The sequence below is a fragment of the Rothia sp. HC945 genome, assembly GCF_051370785.1.
Lineage (GTDB): Bacteria > Actinomycetota > Actinomycetes > Actinomycetales > Micrococcaceae > Rothia.
Map to the genome: position 1 here is coordinate 1131137 of NZ_JBFCSN010000001.1, position 16254 is coordinate 1147390.

Here is a 16254-nt window from a genome sequence, read left to right on the forward strand (position 1 = left end):
CATCAGTCGCCCAGGCGGAAGCGACGTCCGGTAATCCTCTGCGGCGTGATCTCCACGAAGTCGAGCTTGTCCGTGTGGACCCACGGGGACAGCGGGAGGGACGCGACCCTGTCCGTTTCGTCCGGATCCGTCAGCAGTCGGGCACTTCCACGGACGACGACGCTGTGGGCCACGGCCCCCTCGATCTTGTCCGTTTCCAGTGCCACGTTCGGGTTCAACTGGAGCTTCGTGAGTTTGTTGCCGGGAGCCGTTCTGAAGTAAACCCGCCCGTCCGTGGCGAAGATGTTCAGCGGAGTGATATCGATCTCCCCCTCGTCGACGGTGACGCACCGCGCCACACGGGCCTCGGAGAGAATCTGCCAGCTCTCCTCTTCGGTCAGGTCCCGGATCCGGGGCTCGTGGTCCTCCGGGCGCTTTTCCCCCTTGATGTTCATCGGCATGCTCATGCCTCCATTGTGCCACGAATCACCCCCGAACGACCGGTCCGGAGACGTCCTGTGCTCCAGCACTGCGGGGCGGATCGAAGGGTGCCACAATGGTCTGGTGTCGGAACCGAACCATTTGCTGAGGGCGCTCCATCGGGGCGACGATCTCCCCGAGATCGTGCATGCCCGCGTGCTGCCCGAGCGGGAAGCGGTCGCCGCACCGTGGCCGACTTGGGCCCACCCGAGCGTCGTCGAAGCATTCCAGGGACTCGGGGTACCCGAGCCCTACCGTCACCAGGTTCTGGCCGCGGACGCCGCACATTCTGCCCAGGCGGAATCCCTCGACGAAGCAATGCAATGCCGCGCCGCCGGACGAGCCGTCTCTCCGGCACGGGGAAATCACGTCATCATCGCCACCGGCACCGCTTCAGGCAAGTCGCTGGCATACCACTTGCCCACGCTGGATGCGATCGTCCGAGGCTCCACGGAGCAGGGGTCGAGTCTGCATTCGCGCGAAGCAACAGTCCTGTATCTGGCCCCGACCAAGGCCCTTGCCGCGGATCAGTTGTCTGCCCTGCGCGCACTCGGGATTCCTCAACTCCGGGCGGACACCTATGACGGCGACACCGAATTCGGAGAGCGTTCGTGGATCCGTGACCACTCGAATTTCGTGCTCTGCAATCCGGATATGCTTCACGCCGGTGTGTTGCCGAATCACGAACGATGGGCACGTTTCCTCCGACAATTGCGTTACGTGATCGTGGACGAAGCGCACGGGTATCGCGGCGTGTTCGGCGCTCACGTCTCGATGATTCTGAGGCGGTTGCGCCGCATTTGCGCACTGCACGGTTCCTCGCCCACTTTCATCGGCGCTTCCGCGACGTCCGCGGATCCGCAGCACTCGTTCGCCAAATTGCTCGGCGTCGAGGCTCCTCGTGTCTCGGCCTGCTCTCAGGACGATTCCCCGCATGGTTCGGTGACCGTGCTTCTGTGGGAGCCTCTGTTGGAGGATTCGCTGCCGCAGGACGACTTGGCCGCAAAGACACGGGACAACGGTGAGGCGCCCGGTCTGCCGGAGGCTTCCTCGCCGACCGCACCCTTGCCTTCACGGGGGTTCGGCGGCGCGGGCGAGAACGGGGCCCCGCGGCGACGCTCGGCCCTCTCAGAGGCCGCCGGGATGCTCACGGACCTGGTTGCGGAGCGGATCCGGACCATTGCCTTCATCAAGTCCCGTCGCGGCGCCGAGACCATGGCGGGACAGGCCCAGGACTATCTTCAGGACATCGACCCTGCGGTCGCTCACCGGGTCTGTGCCTATAGGTCGGGCTATCTCCCCGAGGAGAGGCGCGAGCTCGAACGTCAGGTCCGGTCGGGCGAAATGCTGGGGGTTGCCTCGACTCCGGCTCTCGAACTCGGTATCGACGTCGCCGGTTTGGACGCCGTACTCGTGGCCGGCTGGCCGGGCACTCGCGCATCCTTCTTCCAGCAGATTGGGCGAGCGGGTCGGGCGGGCCAGGAGTCCCTGGCGGTGTTCGTGGCCAGCGACGATCCCCTCGACACCTATTTGGCGCACCATCCCAGGGACATCTTCGACACCGTGGTGGAGTCCACGGTGTTCGACCCCGGCAATCCCTACGTTCTCGCGCCCCATCTCTGCTCTGCTGCCGCCGAGAGGCCGATACGTCCAGAGGAATTGGGCCTCTTCGGCCCGGGCACGGAGGCCGTTCTGGAAACGCTGGTCCGAGACGGGTATTTGCGCAGACGCCCGACGGGCTGGTTCTGGACCCACCCCGAATCGGCCGCCGACCTCGTCGACATTCGGAGCGGAGGCGGGCACCGACTCGACATCATCGAAGCCGAGACCGGCGGAATCATCGGGACGATGGAATCCGGTCAGGTCCACTACCAGGCCCATCCCGGAGCCATCTACGTGCACCAGGGCAGAACATGGCATGTCGAGGAGCTAGACGAAGAGGGCCGGGCCGTCGTCGTCAGTCGTGCCCACCCCAACTTCTATACCCAGGCGCGGGATGTGACCGAGGTCAGCGTGCTCGAGATCGAGTCCAGTTGCGTTTGGGGACCAGTCACGCTGCACCGGGGCATGGTCCGCGTGCGCACGCAGGTCGTGTCCTTCCAACGCAAGGCGGTCATGAGCAATGAGCTGATCGATGAGGAACCCCTCGATCTGGAGGCTCAGGAGCTCGTGACTCGGGCGGTCTGGTGGACCATCCCCCAGGAACTCATGAACTCGGCCGGCGTCACAGAGCCGCAGGTTCCGGGTGCGCTCCACGCGGCCGAGCATGCCGCCATCGGTCTCCTTCCCCTGATGGCCACGTGTGACCGTTGGGACATCGGCGGCCTGTCCACAGCGCTTCACGTGGACACCGAGTTGCCGACGATTTTCGTGTACGACGGTTACCCAGGTGGCGCGGGTTTCGCCGAACGTGGTTTCGACGTCGCACGATCCTGGCTCGAAGCCACTCTGGAGGCCATCCTGTCCTGCGAATGCGATCACGGGTGTCCCTCGTGCGTACAGTCCCCCAAATGCGGCAACAAGAACAATCCTCTGAGCAAGCAGGGAGCCATCGCCCTGCTCCGGGGAATGCTCAGGGAGGCCACCGCGGATCCCGGCAGATAGGCCTCAGCGGGGTTCGCTCGACGACTCAGCAGGCGGACCAGCGCGAGCCATGCCACGGGCCGGTCCGAGAACCTTGACCCAGGAATTCAGGTCAACTTCCACATCGACGTCGATCGCCCCGGCCAGACCGGGGACCTCGGTGCAGGAGACGAGTCGCGCCCCATTGCCTCGGGCGACGCTGGTGGCGACGTCGCAGGGATCCCCCGTTGTCAGGCCCCTTGCGGCATCGGCGGCAGACAGCGCCGCCAGGTCGGCCGCCGTGGCCGCGCGGCAATTCATGACGGCCACGTGCGCAATCCCCGCCACGACAGCCACGGCGGCTACGGCCGACATCATGAGCATCGCACCGACCACGCTCGCTGAGCCGCGATCGTCCTCGCCCGCGGGACATGAGGCAACCCGGGGGTCCTTCACCTGCGGCCCCCTGATTCAGGGCCCGTTTCAGCCTGTCCGGTCAGGACGATGCCTCCCCATTCTCCGATCGGTCCAGGAGCAGGCGATGTAACGGTCACCTGAATGCGATGACCGCCGTGCAGGATGCCCACGCGGGCATGCTGTCCAGCGATGTCCCGTGCAATTCTCACGGCCTCGGTCTTGCTGTCTCCCCGGGCAAGCGACCGCGCGGCCAAGCGCGCCGCCTCCTCCGTACGCACTGACATCGTGCCGACCGCCGCGACGCCGACGACCAACGAGACCACCACGGCAATGACCGGCATGATCACAGCGAACTCTGCCGTCACCGCGCCGAGATCGTCGTCATGCAGTCGCGCCGCGCTGGGCCCCGGAGTCGCCGAGCGCGACCGCCGCGCCGGCCCTCGGCGTGAGGTCGATTCGCTCCGTCCAACGACACCATGACCCGCTCTCATGGCCAACACCCCGTGTGCTCCGCAATGTTCATTGTCTTCCTTCCTCGACCTTCCCCGGGCAGTGCCGGAGGCCCCGACCAAGGCCTCCGGCGCCGCCACCGACCCGTCACATCGATCCGTCAACCTGTCGAGAGCGCGGTCCGGATAACGCCGAGAAGGAGTTCCTTGACTTCTCCGCTTTTGAGTATCGCCACCAGTAACCCGGCGAATCCCACGGCCGCGAGCATGACGATTCCGTACTCTGCGGTCGTAGCCCCGAGCTCGGGGTGATCGTCCTCTGGTTCCACTCGCTCAAGCGGTTTGGTGGCGGGCAATGTGTGCGGACCCGTGCTTGGCGGTTCCGCGGGAACATCTTGGGTGATGTCCGTGGTTTCCATCGATCTTTCCTTTCCCAACCGGCATGTCCGATGCCGGAGCTCTGGTCGCATCGCCGGTCACGACCACACGCGTGGCATGAAGCCGATGAGTATCGGGACCACTCCCAAACAGACGAACGAAGGAAGTGAGCACAGGCCCAGCGGAACAACAAGCTTCACACCGAGGGCGGCTGCCATTTTCTCCGCCTCCCGATGCTCGGACCGCCGCAACTGCATGGCTCTGGCTCTCAGCATCGACGCCGTTGGTGCGCCGGTCCGGACGGCCAGGGTCAAAACCTCGCGAAGAATCCGCATGGCTTGCTGTTCGTCCGAGTCGCCACCCCCAGCATTCGCCTCAATCGGCCACGCGTTGTCCCAGGGCAGTCCAAGACGGAGCCGATGCGCCACCCCCTGAAGTGCAGAAGATCCGGCCGATTCCGCCACGATGCGCAATGCCTCGGCGAGTGGAACACCTGACTCGAGCACGGTGGCCGTCAGCTCGAGCCACACTCGGATGCTCAGGTGCGTGCTTCCGGTCCGACCCGCCTCGCGCCCCAGCATGCGCCGTCGCGTTCCGCGATGACCGCCCCATCCGTTCAACGGGTCGCGGGGGGACGTCTTGGGCTTCACGATTGCCACCGCCGCCTTCGCTTTTTCATGCCGCGGGACCGAAGGAAGGACATCTCCTGCGATAACGAAGCCCCCATTGATTCGGTCGGGCGGTTGTCCCGTGCCGATGCGATCAGACGTCGGGTCCACAGTGCTCCCGCCGCACCCAGCACCGTCCCGAGTCCGAGCGCGACGCGTCCCCAGAGACTCCCCACGAGTACGCCGATGGGGTCGGCATCGAGGATTAGTCCGATGGCCAAACCCACCAGTGGCAGGGCCGAGAGCAGCCTGGCCGTGGCGCGTGGACCGGACATCGCCGCCTCCCGCGCGGCGTGGGCGTCGAGGTCGTCCTCGACCGCCTCCGCGATCCTGACCAGCGCTTCCGAGATCGAGGAGCCGGTCTGTTTCGAAACCGACCACGTGGCGATCAGGGCATCGATGACCGCCTGGGACGAGAACAATTGGGGCCTGGCCGCTTCCAGGGCCCGGACGGCATCCATTCCCGCTTCGGACACGCGGGCGGCCTGACCGATCGTTCTCACGACGTCTCGCGCCACGCGGTCGCCCGAGGACATCGGATATGGCCCTCGATTCGACGTCCATGCCTGCTCCAGTTCCGACCACACGCGATTCTGCGGTATTCCTGCCGCTGTCAGAGCAGAGAGCTGCCTGATGGCTTCGGGCCAGCATCCGAGGCTCACCGCATCCGCGCGAACCCGCAACGACCGGACCGCCGAAAAGGCCCGGAACAACAGACGTTTCGTCGCGGATGAGTCCGAAGATCCCACACGAGGTGCCAGAATTGCCCCGGCCCCCATCAGAATGATTCCGCAAACGCCACAAGCCGTCAGCCAGATCGTCACGGCCTTACACCACCCGTCAACGGTCCTGAATCTTGCGTCGAAGGTGGCAACGAAACTGGGCGTCCCCCATCCAGGCCGGCCAGAGCCGCAAGGGATGACCAGGCCCGAGTGTGCGTCGCATCGCCGTCGACACCGAATTCGACCGCGAGGACAACCACCAGGTCGTTGCCTTCGATGCTGAGCAGCCCCATCTGGCTGACCCACCGACGTACGCCTGACCGTCGCACATGGACAACGACGTCGACAGCATTCGCGGCTTGGTGGGCCACCGCATCACGTCCCAAACCGGCCAGGGCACCGAGGGCCAAGAGTCGCGATGGTACGGACGAAGCAGAATTGGCGTGCAATGTCACGCCACCGCCTTCGTGGCCGGTGTTCATGGCCAGGAAGAAATCCTTGACCTCTGCACCCCTGCATTCCCCGAGGATCAGCCGGTCTGGGCCCATTCTCAGCGCCTGGCGTATCAAGGAGGTCAGTGTCACCTCCCCAGCCCCTTCAGCATTCGCGTGTCTGGAACGCAAAGAGACCACGTGGGGGTGATCAGGTTCGAGCTCTGGCGAATCCTCGATCAGGACCAGACGCTCCGTCGGCGGACAGAGTCCCAGAACTGCATTCAGCAGGGTCGTTTTGCCAGTGCCCGTCCCGCCACTGATCAACAATGACCGTTTCCTGCGGACCAATGAACGAATCAACGCTCCGGTTTCCTCGGAGAACATGCCCGACTTCTGCAAAGCGAAAAAATCCGGCCTCAGAGCGGGCTGGAGCCGGATCGACAGGTGCGTCTGCCGTGCGGCCACAGGTGGGAGCACGGCATGGAGCCGGTAGCCGTCCGGAGTCTGCACATCAGCGCAGGGACGGCTTACGTCCAGGCGTTGGCCTTCGGAGGCGATGATGCGTGTCGCAAGATCGCGCACGGCGGCGTCGTCGGGAAAACAAAGACCGGTCCGTTGCATCCCCTGTGCGCCGTCCGTCCAGATCTCACGAGGACCGTTGACATAAATGTCCGTGATTCCGGGGCTCTCCAGCAACGGCTCAAGTATTCCCAGCCCTTGAAAGCGTGCCCGTCGTGCTTCCCAGGCGGCCAAACGTTCGGCAGCTGGGGACACCGGACTCATTCGGCGCCCCATCCGGCCGAAATGTCGTACCCACCCCGAACATCCGAGCACGAAGGCCCTGTCGTTACCTGGCCCTCCGACACATCGCCGGCCGGTCTCCGGTGCTGCGGCGACATCCTCGCAAATTGTTGGCCCGCAGAGTACCCGCGGCCACGCCCGCGTCCGGCGCGACTCTCGACGGCCGCGCCGACGGCATCGACGATCTCGCCGAGGGCCCGACGCAGCGGTCGCTTGTAGGCAACGTCCAGGACCCGACCGGCCTCATAGGAGTCATGCACCGGCACGACGTGCGGGATGGTGGCGGCCAACGGCATCCCTATGGCCTGAGCAACGTCCTGGTCGGAGACGTCGCACCATCTGGGGCCCGTTCCGACGGGGACGACGGGCAGGACCCCAGACCATCGATGGCATGCTGCTCTCGCCTGGCACAAGCCGCGGAGGGTGAACGGAACCAACAAGAGCAGCGCCGAACACCGGGCCACGGAGGTCGAGTTCATGGTTGACCATGTCAGCGGGATCGCGCCGAGATCGACAACGGGCAGGGCCTCACGGCTCAGGGCGTCGATGGTCGCCCAGAGGGTTGTCCCCGAATCCTGGGTCTGACCGGTCGTGTCAGGATCAGAGGAGAGGATGGGCAGCCCGTGCGGGGCCGGAACAGCGGAGACGATGTGGGCAGGCTCCGGCCTGTACGGCAATCGAGCGATGTCTTCCCATCTGAGCCCGCTCATCGGTTCGCCGGCGACGCAGCTTTCGAGGGCGGTGCTTCCCGGAACGGCATCGACGACGATCGGAGGCTTGCCGTCTTCGAGGAGTCTTGAGGCAACCCAGAGCGCCGTCGTCGTCGTTCCGACGCCACCGCACACGCCGAGCACACCGATCGTTGGGTGCACGTGTTCGGTTCCCGGGCTCCCGGCGATCCGGTCGGCCAGCCAGCCCCTCCCCTGCGGGAGCATCACGACGTCGGGTTGGTGCCAGAAGGCCGCGAGCCTCCGCGCGGCGACCCACGGATCAGCACCGCCCGCGAACCCGCAGACAATCACGGGCCCTCTCGGGCTCGGCGTCGACCTCAGATAGGCGTCCGGGCAACGGGCAGAATCTTCGGCCCGTTCCGCTTCCATCACCAAAGCGTCGCGCGGACCGATGATCGGCTGACCGTTTTCCGGCACCCGGCGCAGGCCTGTGCCCACCGCCCTGGCAACGTCCTCGGTGACGCGCAAGAAACTGCGCCGATCACCCCAGGCCAGGAGGGAGCCCGAAGCTCCGTTCGCGAGTTCCTCGGAAGGCGCTCGATCGATCAGTTCTCGGACGAAATCTTCCGCCTCCGAAACGGAGGGCTCAGTGACATGTCGGCGTGAATCGGTATCCATGCCGACATCGTGACGCCCGTAGGGTTCCGGCCCATCGGAATCCTGGCTCCGGGAATCTCCAGTGTGGAGAATTCGCAATGGCCCACGAGAACAATTCTCCTGTGGACGGGCCATGCTGGTCCATGCCCGGAGCTAGTCCACGTCGAAATACAGGTCGTAGTGAAGAGAACACCGTTCGTTGAACATGATCGCGCACCGAGGGCAACGGGAAGCGGCCATGTACTCCCTGATCGGAAGCTCGCTTCCGCATCCCCCGCACAGGATGGCCCGCGTCTCCCGTTCGTCGATGGGCCACTGGCGGGCCTCATGGTCCTCGGCCTCGGCGTGGCACAGATGGCACGGGTAGTACCTGTTGCAGCATTTGAAACGGATTGCTACGACGTCCTCGGGCTGGTGGTAATGAACGCACCGGGTCATGTCATCGACGGTGTCGCCCCACACCCGCGGAAGACCCGGGTTCCGAGAAATTGGCATTTCCTTGTCCACAGGGACAAATCTACGGGCTGCATGGGCCTGGATAATAGAGGCATGGTGATCGTGATCGGCCCCCAGGACCCTGGCTCGTCTGCGCAAGGCAACGACGCCGTCTGGCGCGCCGTCACGGTCGAGAACGGCGTGGCGGGTTCAACCCGCAGTTTCGCGCAGAATCAGTTGTCCGACTTCGTGAGCGCGGTGCAACGGACCTCACACGATTCCGACCTCATCCGGTGGGTTTGGTCGTCCACCAACGCGGTCTACCCGTCACTCCTGAAAGCAGGAGTCTCGGTCTCCCGTTGCTGGGACCTCGCGCTGAATCAGACCATCCTTCGGAACGCCGCAACGCTACCGAGCAATCACGTCCGGTACAGCCCGGCCGTGGACCTGGTGTCCTCAGAGTCGGCCCCCGCAGGCCACATACCTCCTCGCCATGATCCTCAGCAGGTTTCGTTGTTCGACCCGCCGTCTCGGCCCGGGTCGCGTGCCGGACCCGGCATCGACCAACTCGTGGAGGAGTTCACGGTCCAGAAGCGCGCCGTGGACGAGTCCCCGGGGCGCAAGCGCCTGACCCTGCTGCTGGCCGCTGAATCCCAAGGCGCGTTGATAGCCGCCGAGATGTACCACGAAGGGCTCCCCTGGAACGCGGACATCCACCAACGGATTCTTCAAGAGCTTCTCGGTCCCCGGCCCGCAGAGGGACACCGCCCTGTCCTGATGCAGAAATTGGCCGAGGACATCGGACGAATCCTGGGGTCGAACCGGCTCAATCCCGATTCGCCCCAGGACCTTCTCCGTGCGCTCCACTCGGCCGGAATCGAGGTTTCTTCTACACGAAAATGGGACCTGATGGCGTGGGCGGATCGTGGAGGCTCGAGTTCGGACCAACGCAGAGCGATGGTCGGCCCCGTCCTGCGGTACAAGCAGCTGTATCGGCTCTGGACCGCCAACGGGTGGCACTGGCTGGACGAGTGGGTCCGGGACGGAAGATTTCACGCGGCGTACGTGGTCGGCGGCGTCGTGACCGGTCGGTGGGCCGCACACGGAGGAGGTGCGATGCAGATCCCTCAAACGGTACGCGACGCCGTGCGCGCAGACCCAGGGAACGTCCTGACGGTCGCCGACGCTTCGCAGGTCGAACCTCGCATCCTCGCAGCGATGTCGTCGGACCGGGCCCTGACCGTGGCCGGGCAGGGCAAGGATCTGTACGTCGGCATCGCAGAAATCGGGCAACGAACTGGTTCCGCGTTGAAGGACAGGCCCGCGGCCAAAGTCGCTCTTCTCGGGGCGATGTACGGGGCCACATCCGGGGAGGCCGGATCGCTGGCCCCACACCTCAAGAGATTGTTCCCCGAGGCCATCGGCGTCGTCGAGAATGCTGCGGCTCTTGGCGAGCGAGGTGGTCAAGTCACCACGTGGCTCGGCCGGACCTCCCCGCCCCCGGAGCAACGGTGGTTCGACACGGTGAAAGACGTCAGCACGGCCGCTGCGGAAGCCCGTTCGAACACGATGTCCCGTTCTCAGGGTCGCTTCACCCGAAATTTCGTGGTTCAGGGAACCGCCGCAGAGTGGGCGCTGTGCTGGATGGGAGAAATTCGCAGGCGCCTGCGATCCGGTGGAGAAAACGGCGGACCGATGAGCACGTCGTTGGTCTTCTTCGTGCACGATGAGGTCGTGCTCCACGGCCCTGAGTCCGAGGCACAGGTTGTCGCCGGTATTGTCAGGGACTCTGCGGCATCGGCCGGCCGGTTGTTGTTCGGGGACTCTCCAGTGGATTTCCCGCTGACGGTCGAGACGGTGAACTCCTACGCCGAGGCCAAATAGTTTCCTTCGACGATGTGGCGGGGTGCGCTGGGCCGAGCATCCCGCCGAGGACGCAGTTCAGCGAGGAGCCGGTTTCGCGCGGGTGCGGTCCCATTCCTGATCCCATCCGAGCTCGTGGAGGACCCGGTCAAGAACGACGCCCGTGAATCCCCAGATCGTGACCCGCCCCGTGGATTCCACAATGTCGAAGGCGGGAGACTTGTAGGTCAGCCGGCCGCGGGTCACCGTGGCGTAGTGGCGGCTGCTCGGATCGATCAGATCGCGTACCGGCACCCGGAAGACCCTGGACGACTCTGCGCTGTCGACGACGGCGACCCGTGAGGGATCCTTCCACCACCCGATCACGGGGGTGACCATGAAGTTGCTGACCGGGAGAGGCACAGGCGCGAGCTTCCCCACAACCTCGACGCCGTCCCGATCGAGACCGGTCTCTTCGACGGCCTCGCGGAGCGCCGCCTCGACAAACGGGTCCTCGGCCTGGTGGTCCTCCGGGTCCACTTTGCCGCCGGGGAAGGCCGGCTGACCGGCATGCTGCCGCAGCGTTCCCGCCCGGACCACTATCAGCACGTCCAAGTCAGCACCCACTCCTGCTTCGGCACCGCTCGACGAGGCCGCGAGGGCGTCGTCGAGTACACCGAACAGGATGAGGACCGCCGCGTCTTTGGTCGACTCCGGATCCATGGCACCGATCCGCCACGGCTCGCGATCGTCCATGACAATAGTGCTCCCCCGCCGGCCAAGGTCCCTGAGGTCCTCGAGGGCGGTCGTCGTTGTATCGATCTGACGTTCATCGACCAAGGCTGTACCCCTCCTCGCGCAGCTCGCGGCGAGTCGCGCCTTCCAGATACCGGCGGTGCAGCTCCTCACGTCCGGGGGCGAACTCGTACTGGAGGAGCTTTGCCGCCGCCCGCTCGTCGGTCTCCCCGGATCCGTAGGACGGGCAGAGGTCGGCCACAGGACATACTCCGCACGCAGGAACCTTGGCGTGGCAAATTCTGCGCCCGTGATAGATGAGTCGGTGCGACAGCATCGTCCAATCTCCGGGCGGGAACAAGCCGGCGACATCCTTCTCGACTTTGACGGGGTCCTGCTCCTCGGTGAATCCGAGCCGGCGAGACAGGCGGCCGAAATGAGTGTCAACGGTGAGCCCGGGCAGGCCGAAGGCATTTCCCATCACCACGAACGCGGTCTTTCGGCCGACCCCTGCCAGGGCCGTCAGTTCCTCGAGAGTCTCGGGCACGCGGCCATCGTGCTCGTCGACGAGCTGTCCGGCCAACGTAATGATCGATTTGGCCTTCGAACGGTAGAACCCCAGAGGGCGCACGATCTCCTCGACCGCCGAACGATCGGCCGTCGACAATGCCTGTGCATCCGGAAAGGCCGAGAACAACGTGGGGGTGACCATGTTGACCTTGGTGTCCGTGGTCTGCGCGGAGAGAACCGTCGCCACGACGAGTTCAAAGGCGTTGTCGAAATCGAGCTCCGCCACCGCATAAGGATAGGTCTCGCCAAGAATCCGGTTGATCTTTCGCGCACGCCGCACGGTTCCGAGATGGGTTTCCGCTGTCCCGGAGCGACGCCGCCGTGCGGCACCCGCACGCGCCTTCTCCTCGGGAACGTGCCGTATCTCCGGACCGACGCCCTCTTGCCCTACTGCACTCGTCATATCGACCCAGCCTACCCAGGGATGCGCGCACGGGCGACGTCGGCCCCACGAGCCGTTGATGGGCTGACCTGGGGATTTTCCTGCCTGCGAAACCCCTGCAGCCAGTGATTCGAGTCACGAGATGTCTATTACAGTAGAACTGAACGATCTCGCGGTCCGTCGACCGCATCCACCAGAAAGGACGCACAGTGAGCGAGACTTACCACACGTTCGACCCGCCCCAGGAGTTCGCCGCCCAGGCGAACGCCGGGAGCGACCTCTACGAACAGGCTTCTTCCCAAGGAACCGAGTTCTGGGCCGAACAGGCCAAGCGGTTCCTCCACTGGGACAAGGAATTCACACAGACTCTCGACTGGACCAATCCCCCTTTCGCCAAATGGTTCGAGGACGGCGAGCTCAACGCCGCATATAACGCCGTTGACCGCCATGTCGAGGCAGGCAACGGCGACCGGGTGGCCATTTACTTCGAGGGCGAGCCGGGAGACAGCCGGACGTACACCTACCGAGACCTCAAGGACGAGGTGTCGAAGGCGGCCAACGCGTTCCAGGAACTCGGAGTCGAGAAGGGGGACCGCGTTGCGGTCTACCTCCCCATGATCCCGGAGGCTGTCATCACGATGCTGGCCTGCGCACGCATCGGCGCGGTCCACTCCGTGATCTTCGGAGGATTCTCGGCGGAAGCGATTCGGTCCCGTGTCGAGGACGGCACGGCCAAGCTGATCGTGACCGCAGACGGCTCCTACCGGCGTGGTCAGCCGACTCAGCTCAAGCCCACCGTGGACAAGGCGCTGTCGAAGGGTGCAGAGAGCATCGAGCACGTCCTCGTGGTCAAGCGCAACGGTGAGGATGTTGCTTGGACCGAGGAACGAGACGTCTGGTGGCACGAATCGGTCGACAAGGCGTCCGCGGAGCACACTCCCCAGCCGAACAACGCCGAGGATCCGCTGTTCATCCTCTACACGTCCGGCACCACGGGCAAGCCCAAGGGAATCCTTCACACGACGGGCGGTTACCTGACTCATGCCGCCTACACTCACTACAACGTCTTCGACATCAAGCCGGATACGGACGTGTACTGGTGCACCGCCGACGTCGGATGGGTCACGGGACACACGTACATCACCTACGGTCCCCTGCTCAACGGCTCGAGCCAGGTCATCTACGAAGGAACTCCGAATTCCCCGCACCGCGGCCGTTTCTGGGAGATCGTCGACAAGTACGGCGTGACGATCATGTACACCTCTCCCACCGCCATCAGGACCATGATGAAGTGGGGCGAGGACATCCCGGCACAGTACAAGCTGGACTCGCTCCGACTCCTCGGCACAGTCGGCGAGGCCATCAACCCCGAGGCCTGGCTGTGGTTCCATCGGGTGATCGGCAAGGAGCGTTGCCCCATTGTCGATACGTGGTGGCAGACCGAGACCGGCGGCATCATGATCTCCCAGTTGCCAGGGGTCACGGTGGCCAAGCCCGGCTCCGCCCAGCACGCTTTGCCCGGGATCCACGCTGAGGTCGTGGACGACTCCGGGAAGAAACTCCCCAACGGGGAGTCCGGACTGCTGGTGCTGAGTCAGCCGTGGCCGTCCATGCTGCGCACCATTTGGGGAGACGATCAGCGTTTCGTCGATACCTACTGGTCGCGATTCGACGAGAAGACCTACTTCGCGGGCGACGGTGCAAAAAGGGACGAGGACGGCGACATCTGGGTACTCGGCAGAGTCGACGACGTCATGAACGTCTCCGGCCACCGCCTATCCACCCCGGAAATCGAGTCGGCGCTTGTCTCCCACGATTCGGTGGCCGAGGCCGCGGTGGTTGGCGCAACCGACGAGACCACCGGCCAAGCTGTGATCGCTTTCGTGATCCTGTCCGATGACGCGACCGCGGAGGGACGTGACCAGGAGGATCTGGCCGCAGAAATCCGTGCCCACGTCGGCGAGGAGATCTCTCCCATCGCCAAGCCGAAGAAGGTCCTGATCGTTCCGGAGTTGCCGAAGACCAGATCCGGCAAGATCATGCGCCGTCTGCTGAAGGATGTCGCAGAGGATCGTCCCGTTGGCGACGTCTCGACCTTGGCGGACCAGACCGTCATGGACCAGATCACCGAGTCGCTCGGTCGATAACCGATCACGTCGGCGCCCGGGCGGCCGGGTTCCCTGCGCAGGGAACCCGGCCGCCCGGGCGCCGAGCTGTCTCGTGGAAGAATGATCTTATGACCAAACCTATTTTTGTGTTGAATGGCCCCAACCTGAATATGCTCGGGGTTCGCAAACCGGAGGTCTACGGAACGACGACGCTCCGTGACATCGAGTCCTCTGTCCGGTCCCACGCCGAAAAGCTTGGTCTGGACATCGAGTTCATGCAATCGAATCACGAAGGCGATCTGGTCGACGTCATCCAACGCGCCCGTTCCGAGGCGTCGGCGATCATGATCAACCCGGCCGCCTTCACGCACTACTCCATTGCTATTCATGACGCTCTCGAGGCGGCCGAATTGCCCGTCGTCGAAATCCATCTTTCGAACGTCCATCGCCGGGAAGAGTTCCGTCACCGGTCTTTCGTGTCCCTGCAGGCCGAGACGGTCATCGCCGGTGCCGGCGCCTTCGGATACATCATGGCGCTGGATTATCTGGCCCAGCGCTGACGGAGCGGTGGTGAGTCCCCTCGATCAGCCCGAGGTGCACTCGCCGCTGGGGACAGGCTGGTTCATGGATCCGATGTCCTGGAGCACGGGTTCGAGCTCGGTCATCGACAGGGCGTAACCTGTCTCCCCCTGCGTGGCCTTCGCAAAAATCAGACCGATGAACTGCCCTTGGTCATTCAGCAAGGGACCGCCGGAGTTCCCCTGCTGGACGTCTGCCGCCAGCTGGTAAATCTCTCGTGGCTGGGTCGTTGCCCCATTTTCGGAGGTCGTCGAGTTGTAGCCGAGGCCCTGGATCGAGGCCGAACGCGAGGTGAAAGGCCCGCCCAGGGGATACCCCATGAAATTGGCCAGGTCGCCAGCTTTTCCGTTTTCCCCAGCCTTCAGTGGCGAAGCGTCGAGTCCGGGGACGTCGAGGACCGCAATGTCCTTGTCGGCATCGAAGTAAACGATATTTCCCTCATAGCTCTTGCCCTGACGGGTTTGGACCAACGGGCTGTCCACGCCCGAGACCACGTGGGCATTGGTGATGACCTTGTGCGAGGCGGCAACGAAACCAGAACCGGACTGGTTCTGGGAACAGGCTTCCGCGGTGCCATTGATCTTCAGCACGGAGTCTTCGGCCGCTCGCAACGAATCCGAGTCGGAGGTCTCGGTGGGAGCCGCTTCCTGGGGGAAGAGTCGCTCGTCCAACCGAGGAATCCCCGACTGCTCGAGGACGGCAGCCCTGGCCTCAGCGATTCCCCTTTGTACGGGTTGCGGAGTCGCCGCTTGGAGACCGGTGATCACCGTCGACTTGTTCACGGCGGAGGAAATCGCCGCGACCCCCAGCTGCGAGGCCGAAAAGCTGAGCACCACGATCACGAAAGCGCAGGTCAGGGTGTTCAGCAACGCCCCGCCGATGCGGTCGACGATCCCAAGCCCCGTCCTTTCGGTGATTCTTCTCAAAGGCCGCCCAATGGCCACGCCCAGTGCCTGACCGATCAGGATCAGTATGCCGATGCTCACAATGGCCACTACGATCCACCAACCGCCCTCGGCCCTTTCGACCAGCCATGGCGTCACGTAGAAGGCGGCGACGGCCCCCAGAACGAATCCGACCACCGATCCCAGGGTCAGAAAAAACCCGCGTGCATAGCCAGATACGAAGTACGCCAGCAGAATCAGGATGAGGATCCAGTCCAGCAGTGTGAAGTCTGTCAGCATGATCACCAATCGTCGCGGTCATCTCCCGACAACGCAGGCAGTCGGGAAGACTCTCCATATTAGGTGCGGCACCTGATAAGAACCTTAGTCAATTCGACGTTCAGGAACCTTTATGCAAGGATATGGGCTCGTCTGTGGCGGATTCGACACACAACTTATACAGTGGATTTCAGATAGGTTGAATTTGTCACACGATCAGCC

At 64.3% G+C, this 16254-nt stretch carries 16 protein-coding genes; 4 read left to right on the plus strand and 12 right to left on the minus strand.

The features are described 5' to 3' along the window. Positions 1 to 2: 2 nt before the first annotated feature. Positions 3 to 446 carry a pyridoxamine 5'-phosphate oxidase family protein gene (locus tag AB0Y14_RS04965; protein ID WP_436588095.1) on the minus strand — a complete coding sequence of 148 codons (444 nt, stop codon included), beginning with the start codon at positions 444 to 446 and terminating at the stop codon, positions 3 to 5. Between the two features lie 97 nt (positions 447 to 543). On the opposite strand from AB0Y14_RS04965, the gene AB0Y14_RS04970 reads away from it, so the two are divergent. Then, positions 544 to 3063 (plus strand): DEAD/DEAH box helicase, encoded by a 2520-nt coding sequence (locus AB0Y14_RS04970; RefSeq protein WP_436588096.1) that lies wholly within the window; start codon positions 544 to 546, stop codon positions 3061 to 3063. A gap of 3 nt (positions 3064 to 3066) precedes the next feature. On the opposite strand, the gene AB0Y14_RS04975 is transcribed toward AB0Y14_RS04970, so the two are convergent. The 8 genes from AB0Y14_RS04975 to AB0Y14_RS05010 form a co-directional block, all read right to left on the minus strand. After that, on the minus strand, positions 3067 to 3477 hold the full coding sequence (locus tag AB0Y14_RS04975) for an Rv3654c family TadE-like protein (RefSeq protein ID WP_436588097.1): 411 nt from the start codon (positions 3475 to 3477) through the stop codon (positions 3067 to 3069). Beyond that, positions 3474 to 3803, minus strand: a complete 330-nt coding sequence (locus tag AB0Y14_RS04980; RefSeq protein ID WP_436588098.1) for a TadE family type IV pilus minor pilin — start codon at positions 3801 to 3803, stop codon at positions 3474 to 3476. The genes AB0Y14_RS04975 and AB0Y14_RS04980 overlap by 4 nt, the downstream gene beginning before the upstream one ends. 245 nt (positions 3804 to 4048) lie before the next feature. Beyond that, complete coding sequence (locus tag AB0Y14_RS04985; protein ID WP_436588099.1) at positions 4049 to 4306, minus strand: DUF4244 domain-containing protein; 258 nt, start codon at positions 4304 to 4306, stop codon at positions 4049 to 4051. A gap of 57 nt (positions 4307 to 4363) precedes the next feature. Beyond that, positions 4364 to 4924 carry a type II secretion system F family protein gene (locus AB0Y14_RS04990; protein WP_436588100.1) on the minus strand — a complete coding sequence of 187 codons (561 nt, stop codon included), beginning with the start codon at positions 4922 to 4924 and terminating at the stop codon, positions 4364 to 4366. After that, entirely contained in the window at positions 4912 to 5757 is an 846-nt protein-coding gene (locus tag AB0Y14_RS04995; protein WP_436588101.1) for a type II secretion system F family protein, read from the minus strand. The genes AB0Y14_RS04990 and AB0Y14_RS04995 overlap by 13 nt, the downstream gene beginning before the upstream one ends. After that, a complete protein-coding gene (locus AB0Y14_RS05000; RefSeq protein WP_436588102.1) occupies positions 5754 to 6872 on the minus strand; it encodes a TadA family conjugal transfer-associated ATPase in 1119 nt (372 codons plus the stop codon). Before AB0Y14_RS05000 ends, AB0Y14_RS04995 begins: the two co-directional genes overlap by 4 nt. Then, a complete protein-coding gene (locus tag AB0Y14_RS05005; RefSeq protein ID WP_436588103.1) occupies positions 6869 to 8239 on the minus strand; it encodes a hypothetical protein in 1371 nt (456 codons plus the stop codon). Before AB0Y14_RS05005 ends, AB0Y14_RS05000 begins: the two co-directional genes overlap by 4 nt. Before the next feature lie 132 nt (positions 8240 to 8371). Then, complete coding sequence (locus tag AB0Y14_RS05010) at positions 8372 to 8713, minus strand: CHY zinc finger protein (protein WP_436588104.1); 342 nt, start codon at positions 8711 to 8713, stop codon at positions 8372 to 8374. A gap of 54 nt (positions 8714 to 8767) precedes the next feature. Here AB0Y14_RS05010 and AB0Y14_RS05015 point away from each other — a divergent pair, with 54 nt between their 5' ends. Beyond that, the gene (locus AB0Y14_RS05015; RefSeq protein WP_436588105.1) at positions 8768 to 10537 is read left to right on the plus strand and encodes a bifunctional 3'-5' exonuclease/DNA polymerase; all 1770 of its coding nucleotides are present in this window, start codon (positions 8768 to 8770) and stop codon (positions 10535 to 10537) included. Positions 10538 to 10594: 57 nt separating this feature from the next. Here the strand turns inward: AB0Y14_RS05015 and AB0Y14_RS05020 are convergent, their stop codons facing one another. Beyond that, positions 10595 to 11335, minus strand: a complete 741-nt coding sequence (locus AB0Y14_RS05020) for an NUDIX hydrolase (protein ID WP_436588106.1) — start codon at positions 11333 to 11335, stop codon at positions 10595 to 10597. Further along, positions 11325 to 12203: an endonuclease III gene (gene nth / locus AB0Y14_RS05025; protein ID WP_436588107.1), complete on the minus strand. Its 879-nt coding sequence runs from the start codon at positions 12201 to 12203 to the stop codon at positions 11325 to 11327. Before nth ends, AB0Y14_RS05020 begins: the two co-directional genes overlap by 11 nt. A 188-nt stretch (positions 12204 to 12391) precedes the next feature. Here nth and acs point away from each other — a divergent pair, with 188 nt between their 5' ends. After that, entirely contained in the window at positions 12392 to 14329 is a 1938-nt protein-coding gene (gene acs / locus AB0Y14_RS05030; protein ID WP_436588108.1) for an acetate--CoA ligase, read from the plus strand. 89 nt (positions 14330 to 14418) lie between these two features. Further along, the gene (gene aroQ / locus AB0Y14_RS05035; RefSeq protein WP_436588109.1) at positions 14419 to 14850 is read left to right on the plus strand and encodes a type II 3-dehydroquinate dehydratase; all 432 of its coding nucleotides are present in this window, start codon (positions 14419 to 14421) and stop codon (positions 14848 to 14850) included. A gap of 24 nt (positions 14851 to 14874) precedes the next feature. Here aroQ and AB0Y14_RS05040 read toward each other — a convergent pair whose 3' ends face one another. Further along, a complete protein-coding gene (locus AB0Y14_RS05040; RefSeq protein ID WP_436588110.1) occupies positions 14875 to 16053 on the minus strand; it encodes a MarP family serine protease in 1179 nt (392 codons plus the stop codon). Between the last annotated feature and the right edge of the window lie 201 nt (positions 16054 to 16254).